This is a genomic window from Micromonospora sp. M42, from assembly GCF_000568915.1.
Taxonomy (GTDB): Bacteria; Actinomycetota; Actinomycetes; order Mycobacteriales; family Micromonosporaceae; genus Micromonospora; species Micromonospora chalcea.
Genome location: NZ_KK037233.1, coordinates 3,306,174 through 3,324,924, shown reverse-complemented (window position 1 = coordinate 3,324,924; position 18,751 = coordinate 3,306,174). Strand labels below are relative to the sequence as shown.

17 protein-coding genes, 1 tRNA gene and 1 other RNA gene are annotated in these 18,751 nt (G+C 70.9%); 13 read left to right on the top strand and 6 right to left on the bottom strand.

What is annotated here, in order from left to right:
* Positions 1–127 precede the first annotated feature (127 nt).
* Positions 128–3,025 carry a preprotein translocase subunit SecA gene (gene secA / locus MCBG_RS15010; RefSeq protein WP_043326381.1) on the top strand — a complete coding sequence of 966 codons (2,898 nt, stop codon included), beginning with the start codon at positions 128–130 and terminating at the stop codon, positions 3,023–3,025.
* Positions 3,026–3,244: 219 nt separating this feature from the next.
* Here the strand turns inward: secA and MCBG_RS15005 are convergent, their stop codons facing one another.
* Both MCBG_RS15005 and MCBG_RS15000 read right to left on the bottom strand, forming a co-directional pair.
* Positions 3,245–3,823, bottom strand: coding sequence for an Rv3235 family protein (locus MCBG_RS15005; RefSeq protein WP_043326379.1), 579 nt, complete (start codon positions 3,821–3,823; stop codon positions 3,245–3,247).
* A 95-nt stretch (positions 3,824–3,918) separates the two neighbouring features.
* Positions 3,919–4,200, bottom strand: a complete 282-nt coding sequence (locus MCBG_RS15000; protein WP_247660237.1) for a helix-turn-helix domain-containing protein — start codon at positions 4,198–4,200, stop codon at positions 3,919–3,921.
* Between the two features lie 141 nt (positions 4,201–4,341).
* On the opposite strand from MCBG_RS15000, the gene MCBG_RS14995 reads away from it, so the two are divergent.
* Positions 4,342–4,851, top strand: a complete 510-nt coding sequence (locus tag MCBG_RS14995; protein WP_043326377.1) for a DUF6912 family protein — start codon at positions 4,342–4,344, stop codon at positions 4,849–4,851.
* Between the two features lie 9 nt (positions 4,852–4,860).
* Here the strand turns inward: MCBG_RS14995 and MCBG_RS14990 are convergent, their stop codons facing one another.
* On the bottom strand, positions 4,861–6,009 hold the full coding sequence (locus MCBG_RS14990; protein ID WP_043330628.1) for a hypothetical protein: 1,149 nt from the start codon (positions 6,007–6,009) through the stop codon (positions 4,861–4,863).
* A 567-nt stretch (positions 6,010–6,576) separates the two neighbouring features.
* Here MCBG_RS14990 and pruA point away from each other — a divergent pair.
* The 9 genes from pruA (at position 6,577) to MCBG_RS14950 (ending at position 14,432) form a co-directional block, all read left to right on the top strand.
* A complete protein-coding gene (gene pruA, locus MCBG_RS14985) occupies positions 6,577–8,205 on the top strand; it encodes an L-glutamate gamma-semialdehyde dehydrogenase (protein ID WP_043330626.1) in 1,629 nt (542 codons plus the stop codon).
* Positions 8,206–8,339: 134 nt separating this feature from the next.
* The gene (locus MCBG_RS14980; RefSeq protein WP_043326375.1) at positions 8,340–8,855 is read left to right on the top strand and encodes a PadR family transcriptional regulator; all 516 of its coding nucleotides are present in this window, start codon (positions 8,340–8,342) and stop codon (positions 8,853–8,855) included.
* Positions 8,856–8,900: 45 nt separating this feature from the next.
* The gene (gene prfB, locus MCBG_RS14975; RefSeq protein ID WP_043326373.1) at positions 8,901–10,022 is read left to right on the top strand and encodes a peptide chain release factor 2; all 1,122 of its coding nucleotides are present in this window, start codon (positions 8,901–8,903) and stop codon (positions 10,020–10,022) included.
* Between the two features lie 118 nt (positions 10,023–10,140).
* Positions 10,141–10,821: a cell division ATP-binding protein FtsE gene (gene ftsE / locus MCBG_RS14970; RefSeq protein WP_013284225.1), complete on the top strand. Its 681-nt coding sequence runs from the start codon at positions 10,141–10,143 to the stop codon at positions 10,819–10,821.
* Positions 10,822–10,886: 65 nt separating this feature from the next.
* A complete protein-coding gene (gene ftsX, locus MCBG_RS14965; RefSeq protein WP_030501420.1) occupies positions 10,887–11,762 on the top strand; it encodes a permease-like cell division protein FtsX in 876 nt (291 codons plus the stop codon).
* 131 nt (positions 11,763–11,893) lie between these two features.
* A complete protein-coding gene (gene smpB / locus MCBG_RS14960) occupies positions 11,894–12,373 on the top strand; it encodes an SsrA-binding protein SmpB (protein ID WP_030501421.1) in 480 nt (159 codons plus the stop codon).
* 103 nt (positions 12,374–12,476) lie between these two features.
* Positions 12,477–12,852: a transfer-messenger RNA gene (gene ssrA / locus MCBG_RS31800) on the top strand.
* A gap of 175 nt (positions 12,853–13,027) precedes the next feature.
* Entirely contained in the window at positions 13,028–13,450 is a 423-nt protein-coding gene (locus tag MCBG_RS14955; RefSeq protein WP_043326371.1) for a hypothetical protein, read from the top strand.
* A gap of 37 nt (positions 13,451–13,487) precedes the next feature.
* Complete coding sequence (locus tag MCBG_RS14950) at positions 13,488–14,432, top strand: hypothetical protein (protein ID WP_043326369.1); 945 nt, start codon at positions 13,488–13,490, stop codon at positions 14,430–14,432.
* A 3-nt stretch (positions 14,433–14,435) separates the two neighbouring features.
* Here MCBG_RS14950 and mdlC read toward each other — a convergent pair whose 3' ends face one another.
* The gene (mdlC, locus tag MCBG_RS14945) at positions 14,436–16,028 is read right to left on the bottom strand and encodes a benzoylformate decarboxylase (protein ID WP_043326367.1); all 1,593 of its coding nucleotides are present in this window, start codon (positions 16,026–16,028) and stop codon (positions 14,436–14,438) included.
* A 109-nt stretch (positions 16,029–16,137) separates the two neighbouring features.
* Positions 16,138–16,938 (bottom strand): S-methyl-5'-thioadenosine phosphorylase, encoded by an 801-nt coding sequence (locus MCBG_RS14940; RefSeq protein WP_043326365.1) that lies wholly within the window; start codon positions 16,936–16,938, stop codon positions 16,138–16,140.
* A gap of 148 nt (positions 16,939–17,086) precedes the next feature.
* Here MCBG_RS14940 and MCBG_RS14935 point away from each other — a divergent pair, with 148 nt between their 5' ends.
* Together MCBG_RS14935 and MCBG_RS14930 are read left to right on the top strand one after the other, a co-directional pair.
* Positions 17,087–17,677 carry a YqgE/AlgH family protein gene (locus tag MCBG_RS14935; protein WP_043330624.1) on the top strand — a complete coding sequence of 197 codons (591 nt, stop codon included), beginning with the start codon at positions 17,087–17,089 and terminating at the stop codon, positions 17,675–17,677.
* A 90-nt stretch (positions 17,678–17,767) separates the two neighbouring features.
* Positions 17,768–17,840 (top strand) — tRNA-Ala (locus MCBG_RS14930).
* Between the two features lie 438 nt (positions 17,841–18,278).
* On the opposite strand, the gene MCBG_RS14925 is transcribed toward MCBG_RS14930, so the two are convergent.
* Positions 18,279–18,740: a hypothetical protein gene (locus MCBG_RS14925; RefSeq protein WP_223201227.1), complete on the bottom strand. Its 462-nt coding sequence runs from the start codon at positions 18,738–18,740 to the stop codon at positions 18,279–18,281.
* Between the last annotated feature and the right edge of the window lie 11 nt (positions 18,741–18,751).

Genomic DNA, 18,751 nt, shown 5'->3' with positions numbered 1-18,751 from the left:
TTAGCGGCCGGTGGCGCACGGTCGCGGCGTTATGTCGGGTTCCGGAGCCCGGACCGCCGCCACCAGTGACCATCGTCGCCTCCGAGCGCCTACGATGGTTCGAGACCGTCTAGGGGAGCGTTGATCCGTGTCGATTCTGGAAAAGGTCCTTCGCGCCGGCGAGGGGCGCATGGTGCGTCGGCTCAAGGCCATCGCGGCCGCCGTCAACTCGATCGAGGACGACTACGTCAACCTCAGCGACGACGAGCTACGCGGCATGACCGACCAGTTCAAGGAGCGGCTCGCTGACGGCGAGACCCTCGACGACCTGCTGCCCGAGGCGTTCGCGGTGTGCCGTGAGGCGGCCTCCCGGGTGCTCGGCCAGCGTCCCTACGACGTCCAGGTCATGGGTGGCGCGGCGCTGCACTTCGGCAACATCGCCGAGATGAAGACCGGTGAGGGCAAGACGCTCACCTCGGTCATGCCGGTCTACCTGAACGCGCTCGCCGGCAAGGGCGTGCACGTGGTCACCGTGAACGACTACCTGGCCGAACGCGACGCCGCCTGGATGGGCCGGGTGCACGAGTTCCTCGGCCTGCGCGTCGGCGTGGTGCTGCCCAACCGGCCCGCCACCGAGCACCGCGCGGCCTACGAGTGCGACATCACCTACGGCACCAACAACGAGTTCGGCTTCGATTACCTGCGCGACAACATGGCCTGGTCGAAGGACGAACTGGTCCAGCGCGGCCACTTCTTCGCCGTGGTCGACGAGGTCGACTCGATCCTCATCGACGAGGCGCGTACCCCGCTGATCATCTCCGGTCCGGCCGAGCACTCCGCCCGGTGGTACCAGGAGTTCGCCACCGTGGTGGCCCGGCTCCAGCCCGGCACCGACGGCGAGGGCGACTACGAGGTCGACTACGCCAAGCGCACCATCGCGATCACCGAGCGCGGCGTGGCCAAGGTGGAGGACCGCCTCGGCATCGACAACCTGTACGAGTCGGTGAACACCCCGCTCGTGGGCTACCTGAACAACGCCATCAAGGCCAAGGAACTCTACAAGCGCGACAAGGACTACATCGTCAACGACGGCGAGGTCCTGATCGTCGACGAGTTCACCGGCCGCATCCTGCACGGCCGCCGCTACAACGAGGGCATGCACCAGGCGATCGAGGCCAAGGAGGGGGTGGAGATCAAGCAGGAGAACCAGACCCTGGCCACCATCACCCTCCAGAACTACTTCCGCCTCTACGACAAGCTCTCCGGCATGACCGGTACCGCCCAGACCGAGGCGGGCGAGTTCAACAAGGTCTACAAGGTCGGCGTCGTGACCATCCCGACGCACCGGCCGATGGTCCGGCTCGACCGGCCCGACGTCATCTACAAGACCGAGAAGGCCAAGTTCAACGCCGTCGTCGAGGACATCGCCGAGCGGCACGAGCAGGGCCAGCCGGTGCTCGTCGGCACCGTCTCGGTGGAGAACTCCGAGATCCTGTCGCACATGCTGCGCCGCCGCGGCATCCCGCACTCCGTGCTGAACGCGAAGTTCCACGCCAAGGAGGCGGAGATCGTCGCCCAGGCCGGGCGCAAGGGCGCGGTCACCGTCGCGACCAACATGGCCGGCCGCGGTACGGACATCCTGCTCGGCGGCAACCCCGAGTTCCTCGCCGCGAACGAGCTGCGCCAGCGCGGGCTCGACCCGGTCGAGCAGCCGGAGGAGTACGCCAAGGCGATGGAGGAGATCCTCCCGACCTGGAAGCAGGCGTGCGACGTCGAGGCGGAGGAGGTCGCCGCCGCCGGTGGCCTCTACGTGCTGGGCACCGAGCGGCACGAGTCCCGCCGGATCGACAACCAGCTGCGCGGTCGCGCCGGCCGGCAGGGTGACCCGGGCGAGTCCCGCTTCTACCTGTCGCTGCAGGACGAGCTGATGAAGCGCTTCCGGGCCGGCGCGGTCGAGGCCGTGATGGACCGCTTCAACATCCCCGAGGACGTGCCCATCGAGTCGAAGATGGTCACCCGGCAGATCAAGAGTGCCCAGGCCCAGATCGAGGGCCAGAACGCCGAGATCCGCAAGAACGTCCTCAAGTACGACGAGGTGCTGAACAAGCAGCGCCAGGTGATCTACGCCGAGCGTCTGCGGGTGCTCAACGGCGAGGACCTGTCCGACCAGGTCCGCAACATGATCGACGACGTGGTGACCGCGTACGTGGTCGGCGCGACAAGCGACGGCTACGCCGAGGACTGGGACCTCGATCAGCTGTGGTCCAGCCTCAAGCAGCTGTACCCGGTCGGCGTCACAGTCGACGAGCTGGAGGAGGAGGTCGGCTCCCGCTCGGGCATCGACCAGGACTTCCTGCTCGCCCGCCTGAAGGAGGACGCGCACGCCGCGTACGACAGGCGCGAGGAGAGCCTCGGCGAGGAGGCGGTCCGCCAGCTCGAGCGGATGGTCCTGCTCCAGGTGATCGACCGCAAGTGGCGCGAGCACCTCTACGAGATGGACTACCTGCAGGAGGGCATCAGCCTGCGGGCGTACGCCCAGCGCGACCCGGTCATCGAGTACCAGCGCGAGGGCTTCGACATGTTCGCCACCATGATGGACGGCATCAAGGAGGAGACGGTCGGCTTCCTCTACAACCTGGACGTGCAGGTCGAGGAGGCCGAGCCGGAGGCCGAGGAGGTGCAGCTGCTGGAGAAGCCGGTGGAGATCCGGGCGAAGGGTCTCAACCGCGCGCCGCAGCAGCAGGGCCTGCAGTACTCCGCTCCCGCCGTGGACGGCGAGGCCGGTCGCGGCGCTCCGGTGATCGAGCGGCCCGAGCAGCAGGCGCCGGCGCTCGGCATCGGCCAGCAGTCGGAGCGCCCTGCCGCCGCCGGGCCGCGCCGGGCTCCGGCCGGTGCGAGCGGCCAGGCGGTCGCGGCGAGCACCGCCCGGCGGGCCGCCCCGGGCCAGGTCGACGGCGGCGAGGGCCCGTCCCGTAACGCGCCCTGCCCGTGCGGCTCGGGCCGCAAGTACAAGCGCTGCCACGGCTCGCCCAACGGCGGCAACTGACCCCGAACGCCCACGACGGGCCCCGGCCTCCCGGCCGGGGCCCGTCGCCGTCCCTGGGTTCCCCCGGGGCCCTCGCTCTCTCCCGCGATCTTGCAGTTCCGGCCCTCATCATGCCCGATTCATGACGTTATCTACGGGACGGAAGTGCAAGATCGGCGCCGGTGGAGGCGCGGGTGGCCGCGGCGCGGTCGAGCCAGGTCGGGGGGCCCACGACCGGGCTCAGAGGACGTCCAGGACGAGGCACAGCCAGGTGCCTCGGCGGCGTTCCAGGCGTATCGCAACGGCCCAGCTCGTGCCTCCGACGCCGGCGAACACGGCGGTGGCCTCGACCGCGCCCGCGCGGGGCTCGCAGACCCGCAGACGCCGCAGGAGCAGAGTCGGCCGGGCGGTACGGCGGCGGACCGGGGTCACCCGGCGGGCTGCTCGGGTCAGCTCGGCCGCGACCGGGCCGGCCGACTCGGGCACGCAGAGCGGCCGGAGCTGGCCGGGTGGCCGGAAGCCGTTGACGATCTCCAGGAAGGTGCGGACGAACCGGTGTGCGGCCCGCGTTCCCTCGGGTGCGGCGGACGCGAGGGCTGACGCGGGGGTGCCGGTCCAGCGTGGCCAGGCGGGTGCCGGGTCCGGGGCGCGGCCGGCGGGGCGTGCGGCGGCACCGCGGCGCGGATCGCTCAGGTCGAGGGTGAGCTGCCCGACGGGACTCCACAGCGGCTCCTCGTCAACGCACGGCGGGTCGAGCGGCGGGGCGGGCCGGAGACGGACCGGCGGGCGGGGTGCGCGGGGACGGCGGGTGTCGACCATCTCGAATCCTTGCGTTTGCCTTCGTTTGCCTCCGACAGGGCTTCATCTTCCCGGAATGTCGTCACCGTCGTCAATGGCCGACGGTCCTCGGGTGGTCACTCCTCGTCGCGCTCACCGAGCGGGTTCCCGCGTACCCACTCCGCCGTCTCGGCGTACTTCCGCTCGATGTATTCCTCCAGCCGGGAGCGCTCGACCCGCCACTGCCCCCGACCGCCGATCTTGATCGCCGGCAGCTCGCCACTGCGAACCATGTGGTAGACCTGCGAGTCCGAGACGTTCAGCTCGGCGGCGACGTCGGACAGCAGCAGGAACCTCGACTCCACGGTGACTCCCGGGGTTGGCTTCGTTTGCCTTAGTTTGCCATCACCGGCTGACATCGCCCCATGCCCGTTCGCCTGACACACCGGCGGGAGACTTCACCCGCGCGGATGCCGGGTGTATGACGGTCCTGGCGTACGGCATGATCGGCGCCCGGAGCCGGCGTCCGCCGGTGAGTGGCCTGAATGCGGGAGTGACCGGTGACCGACGAGCTTGTCCGGGTGTACCTGCCGGCGACCGTACCCATGCTCGCCCGGCTGCGCGAGGAGGGGCTGACCGCCGAGGCGGCGCACGCGGTCACCCCGGAACTGCGCGAGTGGTACGCCGAGGGCGACGAGGAGGAACTGGAGTACGTGGCCTTCACCCGGGCCGCCCAGGACGCGCTGTTCCTGCTCCGGAGCGACCCCGCCGCGCCCCGGCGACGGGTTGTCGTCTCGGCCGACCTGCCCGCCCGGGCGGTCGGACGGGTCGGCGGCGAGCTGGGGTCCAGCGTGGTCCGGCCGGCCGGACCGGTGCCGGTGAAGTCGGTCGCCGCGCTTCATGTCGACGGCGCGGAGGCGGTCGAGGACGTGGCCGCTGCCGTCGAGGTGGTGGCCGAGGCCCAGGCCGGGGACCCCGACGCCCAGTTCACCGTCGACGGCGCCGAGGACCACGAACTGGAGTGGTACGACGTGACCGAGCTGGACCTGCTGCTGCGCGAGGCCGGCTGAGCCGGCGGCTCAGGACGCCGCCGGCTCGTCCGTCTCGTCCTCGACCGGGCGGGGGCCGAGCGTGCGGCCGAACACGATGAGCGTGGTCAGCGCGCCTACGAAGAGCACCCAGATCCCGTTGTCCACCCGCGAGGTGCCGAGCGCGGTCTGCGCGACCTCGTCGGCCTCGCTGAGCGCGGCGGCCAGGTCGAGCAGCCCGCGGCCGCCGATCCGGATGATCACCTCGGTGAGCAGCAGGAGCAGGCCCGCGCCCGCGCCGGCCACCAGGTAGGCCGGCCAGCGCAGCGGCGACGCCACGCCGTCACGGCGCTCCGCCCGGCGGCGGGACCAGGTCAGATAGAGGTACGCGGCGAGGCCGGCGAGCAGGCCGGCGAGCAGCGATTCGGTACGCGAGACCCACTTGGCGGCGTCGAGCACCGACTGCTGGGTCTCCCCGGCGCCGAACAGGTCGGACAGCGGGTCCCGGGCGCGGCTGAACAGCACCACGAAGATCTGCGCGGTGAGCGTCGCAGCGGTGATCGCACCCACCACCCGGGCCTGACGCGCGCCCGCCATCGCGCCGCCGATGATCGCGGCTGCCGCCGTGGTCCCGGCGATCGTGTTCGTGGTGGCGTTGTCGGCGTACGTCAGGTTGATCGCCACCGCGGCGAGCAGCCCGACCACCAAGCCGGTCCCGACGGCGGCCAGGAACCGCAGCGTGGCCCGGCCGAGCCGGTTGGTCGCGGCCAGGGCGACGGTGGCGCCGGTGACCAGCGCCGCGGTGATGACGCCGGGCAGCGCGTACGCGGAGAGGCTGATCGCGGTGACGCCGGCCGCGGTCGAGTGGATCGCCTCGCGGGTCGACCAGAGCATGGCGGCCAGCCATCCGAGCGAGAGCAGGGCGAGTACGAGCGCGCCCGGGGCGAACTCCGGCCGACCGCCGGTGACAGTCCCCTCGTCCGCACGCGCGTGTCCGGCTGCGTCCTCGGCCGTCCGAGCCTCGCTCGCCGGTGCCTCGCCCGACGGTGTCTCTCCCGCCGGTGTCTCGGCCAACGGTGCCTCTCCGGAGGACGCCTTGACGGAGGACGTCTCGACGGTGGCCCCGTCGCCCGTGGTCGGCCCGACGGTCTCGGGCTGATCCGTCTCCGCGGCCGTGGAGCTGCCGGGCTGGTTGCTCATCGTCTTCCCTTCGACGGTCGCCGGATCCCCGAGCCGGGCCGGGCAGGTCACCGGTCATCCAGCGTACGCGGCGCATCACCACTCCTCGGGCGGGCCGTGTGCCGTGTGCGCGTTGATCGACTGCAGTACGGCGATGTGGTGGCATCCCGAGGGCCCGGATACCGCCATTTCCCCGAGGTGGAGTGGATCAATGGCCGATAACCGCCAGCCGGGCGGGCCGTGTGGTGCCGTTGGTCGACTCCAGCTCGGGGAGGTGCCGCCCGGAGGCCCGGAACACCGCCACCCCCGAGGTGGGCTGGATCAAAGGTCGAGTAAGCGCCGACGAATCGTCGACCAACTGGGGTGCGATCCGATGTTTCGTCGGATCCGGGCGGGTTGGGGCCGACGGTCCGGAGATGAACCGGCCGTCCGGTGTGCCAGGGAGGCGCGTCCGGCGAGGGCTTGTCGTGACAGAATCGGGCCAGGTCCCGCCGCCGCCCACCCCGCGGCGCCCCGGTGTCCGGCCGCCCGGCCGGCGCCCGCGGGTCCGGTTTCGCCGTCGCCGTCGAGATCGCCAGGAGCCTGTTGATGGACGCCGTGTTCTCCGTACCCGAGCCGCTCAACGAGCCGGTCCACTCCTACGAGCCCGGCAGCGCCGACCGGGAACGGCTCCAGCGGCGGCTGGCCGAACTGGCCGCCGAGCGGATCGAGCTGCCCATGACGATCGCCGGCGAGCGGCGGATGGCCGGCGGCGCGTCGATCGACGTGGTACAGCCGCACAACCACGCGCACGTTCTCGGCGTCACCGGGCACGCCACCCACGACGACGCCCGCGCCGCGGTGCAGGCCGCCAAGGACGCCGCGCCGATGTGGCGCGCGCTGCCGTTCGAGGAGCGGGCCGCGATCTTCCTGCGCGCCGCCGACCTGCTGGCCGGCCCCTGGCGGGACACGCTCAACGCGGCCACCATGCTCGGCCAGTCCAAGACCGCCGTGCAGGCCGAGATCGACTCGGCGTGCGAGCTGATCGACTTCCTGCGCTTCAACGTGCACTTCGCCCGGCGGCTCCTGGCCGAGCAGCCGCTGTCCTCGCCCGGGGTCTGGAACCGCCTCGACCACCGGCCGCTGGAGGGCTTCGTCTACGCGATCACCCCGTTCAACTTCACCGCGATCGCCGGCAACCTGCCGTCCGCGCCGGCCATGCTCGGCAACACGGTGGTCTGGAAGCCGTCCCCGACGCAGCAGTTCGCGGCGCACTTCACCATGCGCCTGTTCGAGGCCGCCGGCCTGCCGCCCGGCGTGATCAACATGGTCACCGGCCGCGGCGAGGAGGTCTCCGAGGTGGTGCTCGCCGACCCGGACCTGGCCGGCATCCACTTCACCGGCTCGACCAAGGTGTTCCAGCACCTGTGGAAGACCGTCGGCGACAACATCGCCCGCTACCGCGGTTACCCCCGCCTGGTCGGCGAGACCGGCGGCAAGGACTTCGTGGTCGCGCACACCAGCGCCGACGTGGACGCGCTGCACACCGCGCTGATCCGGGGCGCCTACGAGTACCAGGGGCAGAAGTGCTCGGCTGCCTCCCGCGCATACGTCCCGCGGTCGATCTGGGAGGGCGGGCTGCGCGACCGGCTCGCCGCCACGGCGGACTCGCTGACCTACGGCGACGTGACCGACTTCAGCAACTTCGGCGGCGCGGTGATCGACGACAAGGCGTTCGGCCGGCACACCGCCGCGCTGGAGCTGATCAAGGGTGACGACTCCTGCCGCATCCTGGCCGGCGGCACCGCCGACGACTCGGTCGGCTACTTCGTCCGGCCGACGCTGTTCGAGTGCTCCGACGCGGCGCACGAGACGTTCACCACCGAGTACTTCGGGCCGATCCTCGGCGTGCACATCTTCGACGACGCCCGCTTCGACGAGGTGGTCACCCAGGCCGAGTCGATCGCGCCGTACGCGCTGACCGGGTCGATCTTCGCGACCGACCGCCGGGTGGTCGACCAGGTGGCGGAGAAGATGCGGTACGCGGCCGGCAACTTCTACATCAACGACAAGCCGACCGGCGCGGTGGTCGGGCAGCAGCCGTTCGGCGGCGCCCGGGCCAGCGGCACCAACGACAAGGCGGGCTCCTGGCACAACCTGGTCCGCTGGATGTCGCCTCGGACGATCAAGGAGACGTTCGTTCCGCCGACCGATCACACCTACCCGCACATGGGCTGAGACGCTCGAAGAGGGCCCGTCCCGGCCGGGACGGGCCCTCTTCCTCATCCGACAGTGCACATCGGACCGGTCCGCGGGTGCCGAAATAGGCAAATCCTGGACGCCAGAGCCGACAAAGTGGCAGCTTAGAGGGCATGGCGGATTCCGGAGTCAACCCGACGGCGGCAGCTTTGCTCGGCCTGCTGCACGACGGCCCGATGACTGGCGGCCAGTTGATGGCCGCGGCTGAGCGCCGGCTGGCGCCGTACTGGTCGATGACCCGCAGTCAGGTCTACCGGGAGCTACCGGTCCTGGCCGAGAAGGGTCTGGTGCGTCTCGGCAAGCCCGGGCCGCGCATGAGTCAGCCGTACGCGCTGACAGCTGCCGGTAAACGGACATTCTCCCGCTGGCTGGCGGAGAATCCCGGCAAGGACACCATCCGTAACCCGATAGCGCTACGGATGGCGTTCGGCAACCTGCACTCGGCGAGCCAGCTCAAGAACCTCTACGCGACGGCGAACGAGTACCACACCGAGGCGCTGGCGGCGGTGCGGGAGCAGGTCAAGAACGCCAAGAAGGAAGGCGAGAGCTACGACGCCAGCGCGCTGGAGTTCGCCGTCGCCTACCACAAGGCGGCGCTGTCCTGGCTCAAGACCGCGCCGGTCGGCTGACCACCTGCAGCAGGTTGAGGGAACGACGCAGTAGTCTTGTCTGTCGTGACCGCTGCCGATTACGCCGAACAGCTCAAGGAACTCGACGCCACGCTGCGCAACATCGAGGCCGTGCTCGACCTCGACAAGCTGCGCGAGCAGAAGGCACGGCTGGAGCAGGAGGCCTCCGCGCCCGACCTCTGGGACGACCAGGCCAAGGCGCAGCAGGTGACGTCGCAGCTGTCGTACGTCAACGGCGAGATCACCAAGCTCGGCGACCTGCGCTCCCGGCTCGACGACGCCGGGGTGCTGCTGGAGCTGGCCCAGGCGGAGGACGACCCGGGCGCGCTGACCGAGGTCGAGTCGGAGATCGCCGGGCTGACCAAGGCCATCCAGGAGATGGAGGTCCGCACGCTGCTCTCCGGCGAGTACGACTCGCGGGAGGCGCTGGTGGCGATCCGGGCCGGGGCCGGCGGCGTGGACGCCGCGGACTTCGCCGAGATGCTGCTGCGGATGTACCTGCGCTGGGCCGAGCGGCACGGCTACCCGACCGAGGTCTACGAGACCTCGTACGCCGAGGAGGCGGGCCTGAAGTCGGCCACCTTCACGGTGAAGGTGCCGTACGCCTACGGCACGCTCAGCGTGGAGTCCGGCACGCACCGGCTGGTGCGGATCAGCCCGTTCGACAACCAGGGTCGCCGGCAGACCAGCTTCGCCGGCGTCGAGGTGCTGCCGGTCACCGAGCAGACCGACCACATCGACATCCCGGAGAACGAGGTCCGGGTGGACGTCTACCGGTCGTCCGGGCCGGGTGGGCAGAGCGTCAACACCACCGACTCGGCGGTGCGGCTGACCCACATCCCCACCGGCATCGTGGTGACCTGCCAGAACGAGAAGTCCCAGCTGCAGAACAAGGCCTCCGCGATGCGGGTGCTCCAGGCCCGGCTGCTGGAGCGCAAGCGGCAGGAGGAGGAGGAGAAGATGGCCGGCCTGAAGAGCGGCGGCACCAGCTCCTGGGGCGACCAGATGCGCTCGTACGTCCTGCACCCGTATCAGATGGTGAAGGATCTGCGTACCGAACAGGAGACGGGCAATCCGTCCTCGGTCTTCGACGGTGACCTGGACAGCTTCATCGAGGCGGGAATCCGCTGGCGGAAGCAGCAGCAGCTCAGCGCTGACGGTGCGTGATCACGTTCGGACTGAGCGCGTCATCGATCCCGTTCTGACCGGGTAAATCGATGACGCGCACCGCTTCGGCGGGCCTGGGGGCTTGGCTCTGCGGTTACACCGCGTAGACTACCGACCCGTGATTCAGCTTGAGCAAGTGACGAAGACGTACCCGAAGGCGTCCCGGCCTTCGCTCGACAACGTGTCCGTCTCGATCGAGAAGGGCGAGTTCGTCTTCTTCATCGGTCCATCCGGCTCCGGCAAGTCCACCATCATCAAGTTGCTGCTGCACGAGGTCACGCCCAACAAGGGTCGCGTCGTCGTCAACGGCAAGGACGTGACGTCGATGCGTTCCTGGAAGCGACCACACTTCCGGCGTTCCATCGGCTGCGTCTTCCAGGACTTCCGGCTGCTGCCGAACCGCACCGCGTACGAGAACGTGGCGTTCGCGCTGGAGGTGATCGGCAAGACGAAGGCGGTCGCCCGCCGGGTCGTGCCGGAGGTGCTGGAGCTGGTCGGTCTCGGTGGCAAGGAGCACCGCTACCCGCACGAGCTCTCCGGTGGTGAGCAGCAGCGCGTGGCGGTGGCCCGGGCGTTCGTCAACCGGCCACTGATCCTGCTGGCCGACGAGCCCACCGGAAACCTGGACCCGGACACCTCGATCGAGATCATGCGCCTGCTGGACCGGATCAACCGCACCGGCACGACCGTCGTGATGGTCACGCACGACTCCAACATCGTGAACCAGATGCGGCGCCGGGTGATCGAGATCGAGAGCGGCCGCATCGTGCGCGACCAGGCCCGCGGCGTCTACGGCTGAGCCGTACGACGTTCCGTAGACCCTGACGACGAACCCTCACGCCGGAGAGCCGGAGGAATATCCCGATGCGGATGAAGTACGTCCTGTCCGAAGTACTGGTCGGGCTGTGGCGCAACGTCACCATGACCATCGCCATGATCATCACAATGGCGGTGTCGCTGTTCATGCTGGGCGGCAGCGGCCTTCTGTACCAGAAGGTCGGCGACATGAAGGACCTCTACTACGAGAACGTCGAGGTCTCGATCTTCCTGAAGACCGACGCCACCAAGGAACAGGTCGACGCGCTGGGTCAGCAACTCGACCAGGACCCGCTGGTCAAGGACTCGACGTACGTCAACAAGGACCAGGCGTACGAGCGCTTCCAGCAGATGTACGCCGACGCCCCGGACCTGGTCAGCGCGGTCAAGCCGGACCAGCTTCCCGAGTCGTACCGGGTGAAGCTCAACGACCCCGAGCAGTACAAGGCGATCTACGACAAGTACAAGACCGCCGAGGGCATCGACACGATCGTCGACCAGAGCAAGCTGCTCGACAAGGTCTTCGGCGTGCTCAGCGGCTTCCAGAACGGCGCGCTCGCGATCGCTATGGTGATGGCCGTCGCCGCCCTGCTGCTCGTCGCGAACACCATCCAGGTGGCCGCGTACAGCAAGCGGCGTGAAGTGGCGGTCATGAAGCTGGTCGGCGCGTCGAACTGGTTCATCCAGGCGCCGTTCGTGCTGGAGGCGGTGGTGGCCGGTCTGTTCGGCTCCATCCTCGGCCTGCTGGCGTTGATCGCGGTGAAGGTGCTCGCGGCCGGCAGTTCGATGGCGGCCCTGGAGGGCCTGATCACCCCGATCTCCTGGTCCGACATCTTCCTGACCTTCCCGCTGATGGCCGCCGTCGGTGGCGTGGTCAGCGCGGTCACCGCCTGGGTCACGCTCCGCTTCTACCTGCGGGTCTAGTCACCCGTCCGGCTCCGGCAAGGGCCCTCCCGCGCGGAATAAACCGCGCGGGAGGGCCCTTGTGGTTCCGGTAGCATGATCTTCGCTCGCCGGCCGGTGGCCGGCGACGGACCGGGAGGGAGGTGGCGCCGATGCCACGGGAAAAGGGTCGCAAGGTGGTCGCCTCCAACAAGAAGGCGCGCCACGACTACGCCATCCTCGACACGTACGAGGCGGGCATGGCGCTGACCGGCACCGAGGTGAAGTCGCTGCGGGCCGGGCGGGCGTCGCTCGTCGACGCGTTCGCCCAGGAGCGTGACGGCGAGATCTACCTGCACGCCATGCACATCCCGGAGTACGCCCAGGGCACCTGGACCAACCACGAGCCGCGGCGTACCCGCAAGCTGCTGCTCAACCGGATCGAGATCGACCGGCTGCTGGGCAAGCTCAAGGAGAGCGGCCTGACGCTGGTGCCGCTGCAGGTCTACTTCTCCGACGGCTGGGCCAAGGTGGAGATCGGCCTGGCCCGGGGTAAGAAGTCGTACGACAAGCGCCAGGACCTGGCCAAACGGGACGCCGCCAAGGAGATCGCCCGGGCGGTCGGCCGGCGCGGCAAGGGCATGGCTGAGTGATACGTCCGGTTCGTCCGGCTGCCCACGTCGGGCGGGCCTCGGGATGAATCCGGTTGCGCCAGGCGTTAGGCTTGGTGTGCTGCCGACAGAGGCAGCGCTTCGAGGGGGTGACTGGTTTCGACTTCGTACGCAGCGACAGGGGAAGCGAGCCGAGGAAGCCGACGTCGTCTCGAGAATCGGTCGTCGGAAACCAATAAGCGCCAAGAACAATCGCGCTGACTTCGCTCTCGCCGCCTGAGGCGAGTAGCAAGTCTGTCGGCCTGGGAGCGCCTTCGACCCAGTTAGCCGGCATCAGCTAGAAGGCTGGCCAATCGGACCCGGTCGCGGGGTCCGTGCGGCGAGATCAATCAGCGACTGGGCCCGTCACACCAACTTGCTCGCGTGAGCGGTGGGGCCGAGTAGAGGCACAGCGAGCTGCGCTCGGAGAAGCCCTGACAAACCGGCGAAGGACCCGGGTTCGATTCCCGGCACCTCCACCACACGGCCTGTGCGCCCCGGTCCACGAGGACCGGGGCGCACAGTCGTCTGAGGCCTCTGAGCCAGCCGGGGCAGATGGTGCCAATGCGGCAGATGAGGCGCGTCGCAGCGCTGGACAGCGCCGCGTACCGGGTCCACCATCGCCATACGGGTTCGCCCAGCAGCGGGAGGTGTCCCATGGTCACCAGTCCGATCCAGCAGCCGATCTCCGTGCTCCCCACCGCTCCCGGTGACCTGCGCGCCCTCGCCCGGGCCACCGGCGGTCCGCGCTGGCGGGAGCGCCTGCTCACCGACCTCGACCCGGTCCGGCGGGGCTTCACCGAACACGTCCGCGTCACCGAAGGGCCGGGAGGCCACTACGCCGACCTGGTGCGCGCCGCGCCGCGGCTGCACCGGGGCGTACGCCTGCTGGTCGCCGAGCACGCCGCGATCCTGGCGGCGCTGGCCGCGCTCCAGCACACGGTCCGGCTGCCCGGGGCGTCCGCCGCCCAGGTGCGGGCCCGCACCGTGGACCTGCTGCGCGCGCTCGACCGGCACCGGCGCCACGGTGCCGACCTGCTCTGGGAGGCGTACCAGGCCGACCTCGGCGGCGAGGACTGAGCCGGAACCGTTCCGGGCCGGCACCCGTCCAACCCGTATGCGTCGCGTGCTCGCCCTGCTCGGGATCTCGTTGCTGACCCTCTCCGCCTGCGCCACGCCCGGCGCCGCTCCCGTCCGGACGCCGCCCACCGGTCCGGACCAGCGGCCCGCGTTCACCGAGCGGGCCGAGGAAGTCGCCGCGGGCTGGCGTCCCGGGCCGGGCTGGCGCGACGGGTACGTGCCGCTCCAGGACGCCACTGTGCTCACCGGCGACCCGGGCTTCACCGACGAGACGAAAGTGGCGTTCGGGGCGGGCTGGTACCGGGACCAGATCCCGATCCCGGCCGCCGTGCCGAAGGACGGCACGATCCGGTTCCCCGACGGCACGCTGCGGGTGCCGTTGGTCAGCGCCGCCGACGCGTACGCCCAGCTCCGCCAGGGCGACCCGCCGCCCTGCGACGGGCGCCCCGCCGCGCCCGACCCGGCACCGACCGGACGGCCCGGCCCGAACGACCCGGTGTCGACCTCGGCGCCGACGCCGTGCGTCCCGCTCACAGTGACCGAGGTACGGCTGGGCAGCGCGCCGGTGTGGACCAGCCGGGGCCGCGCCGACGCGCCCGCCTGGCTGTTCACCGTGGACGAGCTGGCCGTACCCGTGGCCCGGATCGCCGTCGCGCCGCGCGTGACCGGCCGGGCGCCCGGCGGCGCGGTGCCCACCCGGCCGCTCCCGGCCGGCCTGGTGTCCGCTCAGCAGTTGCGGGCGGTCGACGGCAACCGGATCGACTACGTGCTCGGCGTCGGCGCCTGCGACGGCCCGCCCACCCCGCTCGTGCTGGAACGGCCGGACGTGGTGGTGATCGGCGGCGCCGTGATCGCCTCCACCGGCGTCTGCACCGCGCAGCTCGTGCTGAAGCCGGTCAGCGTCACGCTCGACGCGCCGCTCGGCGGCCGGGCCGTGCTGGACGCCGCCAGCGGCGCCCCGCTGATCGTCCAGCCCGGCTGAGTCTCAGAGGATCCGTGGCACGTCGGTGCTGATCGGCACCGGCAGCACCGTCGGCCGGTCCGCGGCCAATGCGGCGTCGAGCGCGGTGCCGAGCCCGTCCAGCGTGGTCACCGCACCGGCGCAGCCGTAGCCGTGCGCCACCGCCGTCACGTCCAACCCGGGCAGATCCAGCGCCGGCACACCAGGGGTGTGCTTCAGCTCGGCGAACGCCTTCAGGATCGCGTACTGCTGGTTCACCGGAACCACGACGGCGAGCGGCAGGCGCAGCCGCGCCGCCGTCCACAACGCCTGGACCGAGTAGTGGAACGAGCCGTCGCCGACCACCGCGACCACCGGGCGGCCGCGCCCGGTGTCGCGTTCGGCGAGCGCCATGCCGACCGCCGCCGGCAGCCCGAAGCCGAGCCCGCCGCTGGCCATCGTCAGGTACGAGCGTGGCCGCTCGATCGGCAGCCGGCGGCGCAGCGCGGCCAGGTTGGACGGCGACTCCTGCACCAGCACCCCGTCCGCCGGCCACGCGGCGGCGAGCGCGGCGAACAACGCGTCGGCGCTGGGCGGGTCAGCCTGCTCCGGCGGGGCCGGCTGCGGGCGCGGTGACGGCGCGGGACGGTCGGTCGCCGGAAGCAGCTCGCACAGCGCGGCCATGGTCAGGCGGGCGTCGCCGAGCAGGCTGTCCCCGACCGGGGCGCGCGCCGCCTCGTCCGGGTCGTCTGTGACGTGCAGCAGCCGCGCGTCGCCGGGCAGGTAGTCGCCCGGCACGTGCGGGTAGTAGCGGAACACCGGCGCACCCACCACCAGCACCACGTCGTGGCCGCGCAACGCCTCCGACAGCGGCCCGATCGCGTACGGCAGCACGCCCCGGAAGTGCGGATGCCGCTCGGGGAACACGGCTCGCTCCGGCGCCGGGGCGGCCCAGACCGGGGCGGCCAGGCGTTCGGCCAGCGCGACCGCGTCCGCCCAGGCGTCCGACCGGTCCACCGCCGCGCCGAGCACCAGTGCCGGGGCGCGGGCGGCGGCCAGCGCGTCGGCGAAGCTCCGCAGCCGGTCCGGGTCCGGCGCGATCCGGGTGGCGACGGTACGCACCTGCGGCGGCGGGTCGGCCGGGCGGTCCCAGTCGTCCATCGGCAGGGAGAGGAAGACCGGCCCGGCCGGTGGCTGCACCGCCGAGGCGTACGCCCGCATGAAGGCCGCCGGGATGTCCTGGGCGCGGGCCGGCTCGTGGGCCCACTTGACGTACGGCTGGGCCAGCTCGACCGCCCGGGGGCTGGCCAGGCGCGGCTCGATCAGCAGCATCTCGCGGGTCTGCTGGCCGGCGCTGACGATCAGCGGCGTCCGGTTGTGCCAGGCGGTGACCAGGTTGCCCATGCCGTTGCCGGTGCCCGGCGCGGTGTGCAGGTTGACGTGCGCGGGCCGGCCGGTGCCCTGGGCGTAGCCGTCGGCCATCGCGACCGCCGACGCCTCCTGCAGCGCGTGCACGTAGTGGAAGTCGGCCGGGAACTCCTGCAGGAACGGCTCCTCGGTCGAGCCCGGGTTGCCGAAGACCGTGGTCAGCCCGAGCGCGCGCAGCAGGTCGTAGGTCGCCTCCCGCACCGTCGCCATCGCCGGCTGCCTCCGTCCTCCACGCGGATGCCGGAGACGGCCCGGTGCCCGGTCCCCCGACCAGCCGAATCTATCGGGCCGAGGCCGACTTTTCGGGCGCTTCCCGCGCTCAGGGCAGCGGGAACGGCAGCTTGATCCCGTCCAGCGCGTGCCCGCACCCGCACTCCCGCTCGGCGGGCAGCGCCGCGACGGCGTCCAGCAGCAGCCCGCGCAGCCGGTCGGTGTTCTCCGCGAAGACCCGGAACACCTCCTCGTGGGTGACCGACTCGCCCGCCTCGACGCCCGCGTCCAGGTCCGTGACCAGCGCGATCGACGTGTAGCAGAGGGCCAGCTCACGGGCCAGCACCGCCTCCGGGTGGCCGGTCATGTTGACGATCGTGCCGCCCATCGAGGCGAACCAGCGCGACTCCGCCCGGGTCGAGAAGCGCGGACCCTCGACCACCACGACGGTCCCGCCGTCCACCGCCGGCACGCCCCGCCCGGCCGCCGTGTCCAGCAGCGTGCGCCGCCCCGCCGGGCAGTACGGATCGGCGAACGACACGTGCACCGCGCCCCGGTCGTAGTACGTCTGCACGCGCCCGCTGGTGCGGTCGATCAACTGGTCCGGCACCACGAACGTGCCCGGACCCAGCTCCGGCCGCAGGCCGCCCACCGCGCAGGGCGCCAGCACCTGGCGTACGCCCAGCGACCGCAGCGCCCACAGGTTCGCCCGGTAGGGGATCAGGTGCGGCGGGTAGCGGTGATCACGCCCGTGGCGGGGCAGGAACGCCACCCGGCGACCGCCCACCTCGGCGACGGTGATCGGGCCCGACGGCTCGCCGTACGGGGTGTCCACCACGTGCTCCACCCCGTCGAGCAGGGCGTAGAGACCCGACCCGCCGATCACCGCCAGTTCGGCCTGCGCCGCCATCCGACCCTCCCTCGATCCGTCGTGATCACCCGCCGTCAGACCTTAACCAGCGGGCCGGACGCAGGCTATGGTGCGTGACATGGCGTTGACAGGATGGACGGTCGACGGCCTCGGGCCCGTACGGGCGCACGGCTGACGGGTGTCGGACATGCAGAGTGAGGGGCAGGCGATCGGTGGCCGAGCCATGGAGTCGATGACCGGACGACTGCTGGTCGCGACACCAGGGCTCAAGGATCCGAACTTCGACCGTACGGTCGTGCTGCTCGTCGCCCACGAACCCGGCGGCGCCCTCGGGGTGGTGCTGAACCGCGCCACCGAGGTCTCGGTGGCCGACGTGCTCGGCGACTGGAGCGACCTGGCCCGCGACCCGGCCGTGCTGTTCGAGGGTGGCCCGGTGCAGCCCGACTCCGCCATCTGCCTGGCCCGGATGCGGCACCCCGTCCGGCCGGTCAAGGGCTTCCACCGCGTCTCCGGCGCGGTCGGCACCATCGACCTCTCGGTCGACCCGGAGAAGCTGCGCGAGGCGGTCGGCGGGATCCGGGTGTTCGCCGGCTACTCCGGCTGGGGCGCCGGGCAGGTCGAGCGCGAGATCGAGGAGGGCTCCTGGTTCGTGCTCGACGCGCTGCCCGGTGACGCCTTCGTCGACCGGCCGGATGATCTCTGGCCGATGGTGCTGCGCCGGCAGGGCGGCATGATGGCGGCGGTGGCCCACTTCCCGCCGGATGTGGCACTGAACTGACCCCCTCGGTGGGGGACCCCCGCGAGATGACCATGCGGGGCGGCGTGTGTATAGTTCTTCCCGTGCCCGGGCGACCGGGTACGACCGCAAGGGGCCGTGGCGCAGCTGGTAGCGCACCACACTGGCAGTGTGGGGGTCAGGGGTTCGAGTCCCCTCGGCTCCACCCTTGAAGCAGGTCAGCGGCCTGGTCGAGTAATCGTCGACCGGGCCGCTGATTCGTTGGAACGTGATCACGCTTTCTCATGAGCCTTGCGTGCTGCATCCAGAAATCGAGCCTTGTCGGCTGCTGCCCACATGACCGGCGCACTGCGCCCTTCTTGTTCCCCCTTGCCGCTACCCGCAGGCCGGCAGTCTGGCAGTCGCCCAATGTCTGCGGTCGACGAGCGAACCATGCGTTCGTGGGGCGACGCACGGACGGTGTCTGCTGACGTCATCAGAGAAATCCTGCTCGGTCGGGCCGGGCAGCATGTAGATCCCCGAGGGCTCCGGCTGCGTGGCGCGCGCATCGCCGGGCGCCTCGACTCGAGTATGTGCACAGCGATGTGCGGCTTCATTTGATCATGACCGCCATAGGAGCATCGGGATGCCGAGGTGTTCTTGATCAGTCTTCAGCTGCGCACCTAGTGGTATCGAAGAACGGGCTGGCGATCGCGCTGAGCAATTGCCTGGCCGGTGCAAAGTTTGGATCCACGTGGCGGCCGAGGATGACGGCGGCAACGGTGGCGGCACCGGCGACCTTCAGTGCGTGCGCCAGGGACTGTGTTCGCGCCCCGGTCGTCCAGGTGTCCTCGAGGATCAGCGCATGAACGGGCGCAAGCGAAGTGGGGAGGGACGGCTTGAACCAGTCGGCGTGAAAGTCGTGATCCTCCGGACCGTAGCTCGGGTTGACCGTGCTGTTGATCCAGGGCAGCCGGAGCCGGTCGCCGACAAGGTCGGCAAGCGGATGTGCGCCAGTGCGGCTGCGGGTGCTCGGGACGGTGATGACGTGCGTTGGGGAGGCTCCCGTACTGGACGTTATACACGCGAGATGGTCATGCAGGAACAGCAGCAGGAGCGCAAGCAAGCTTCGCCGAG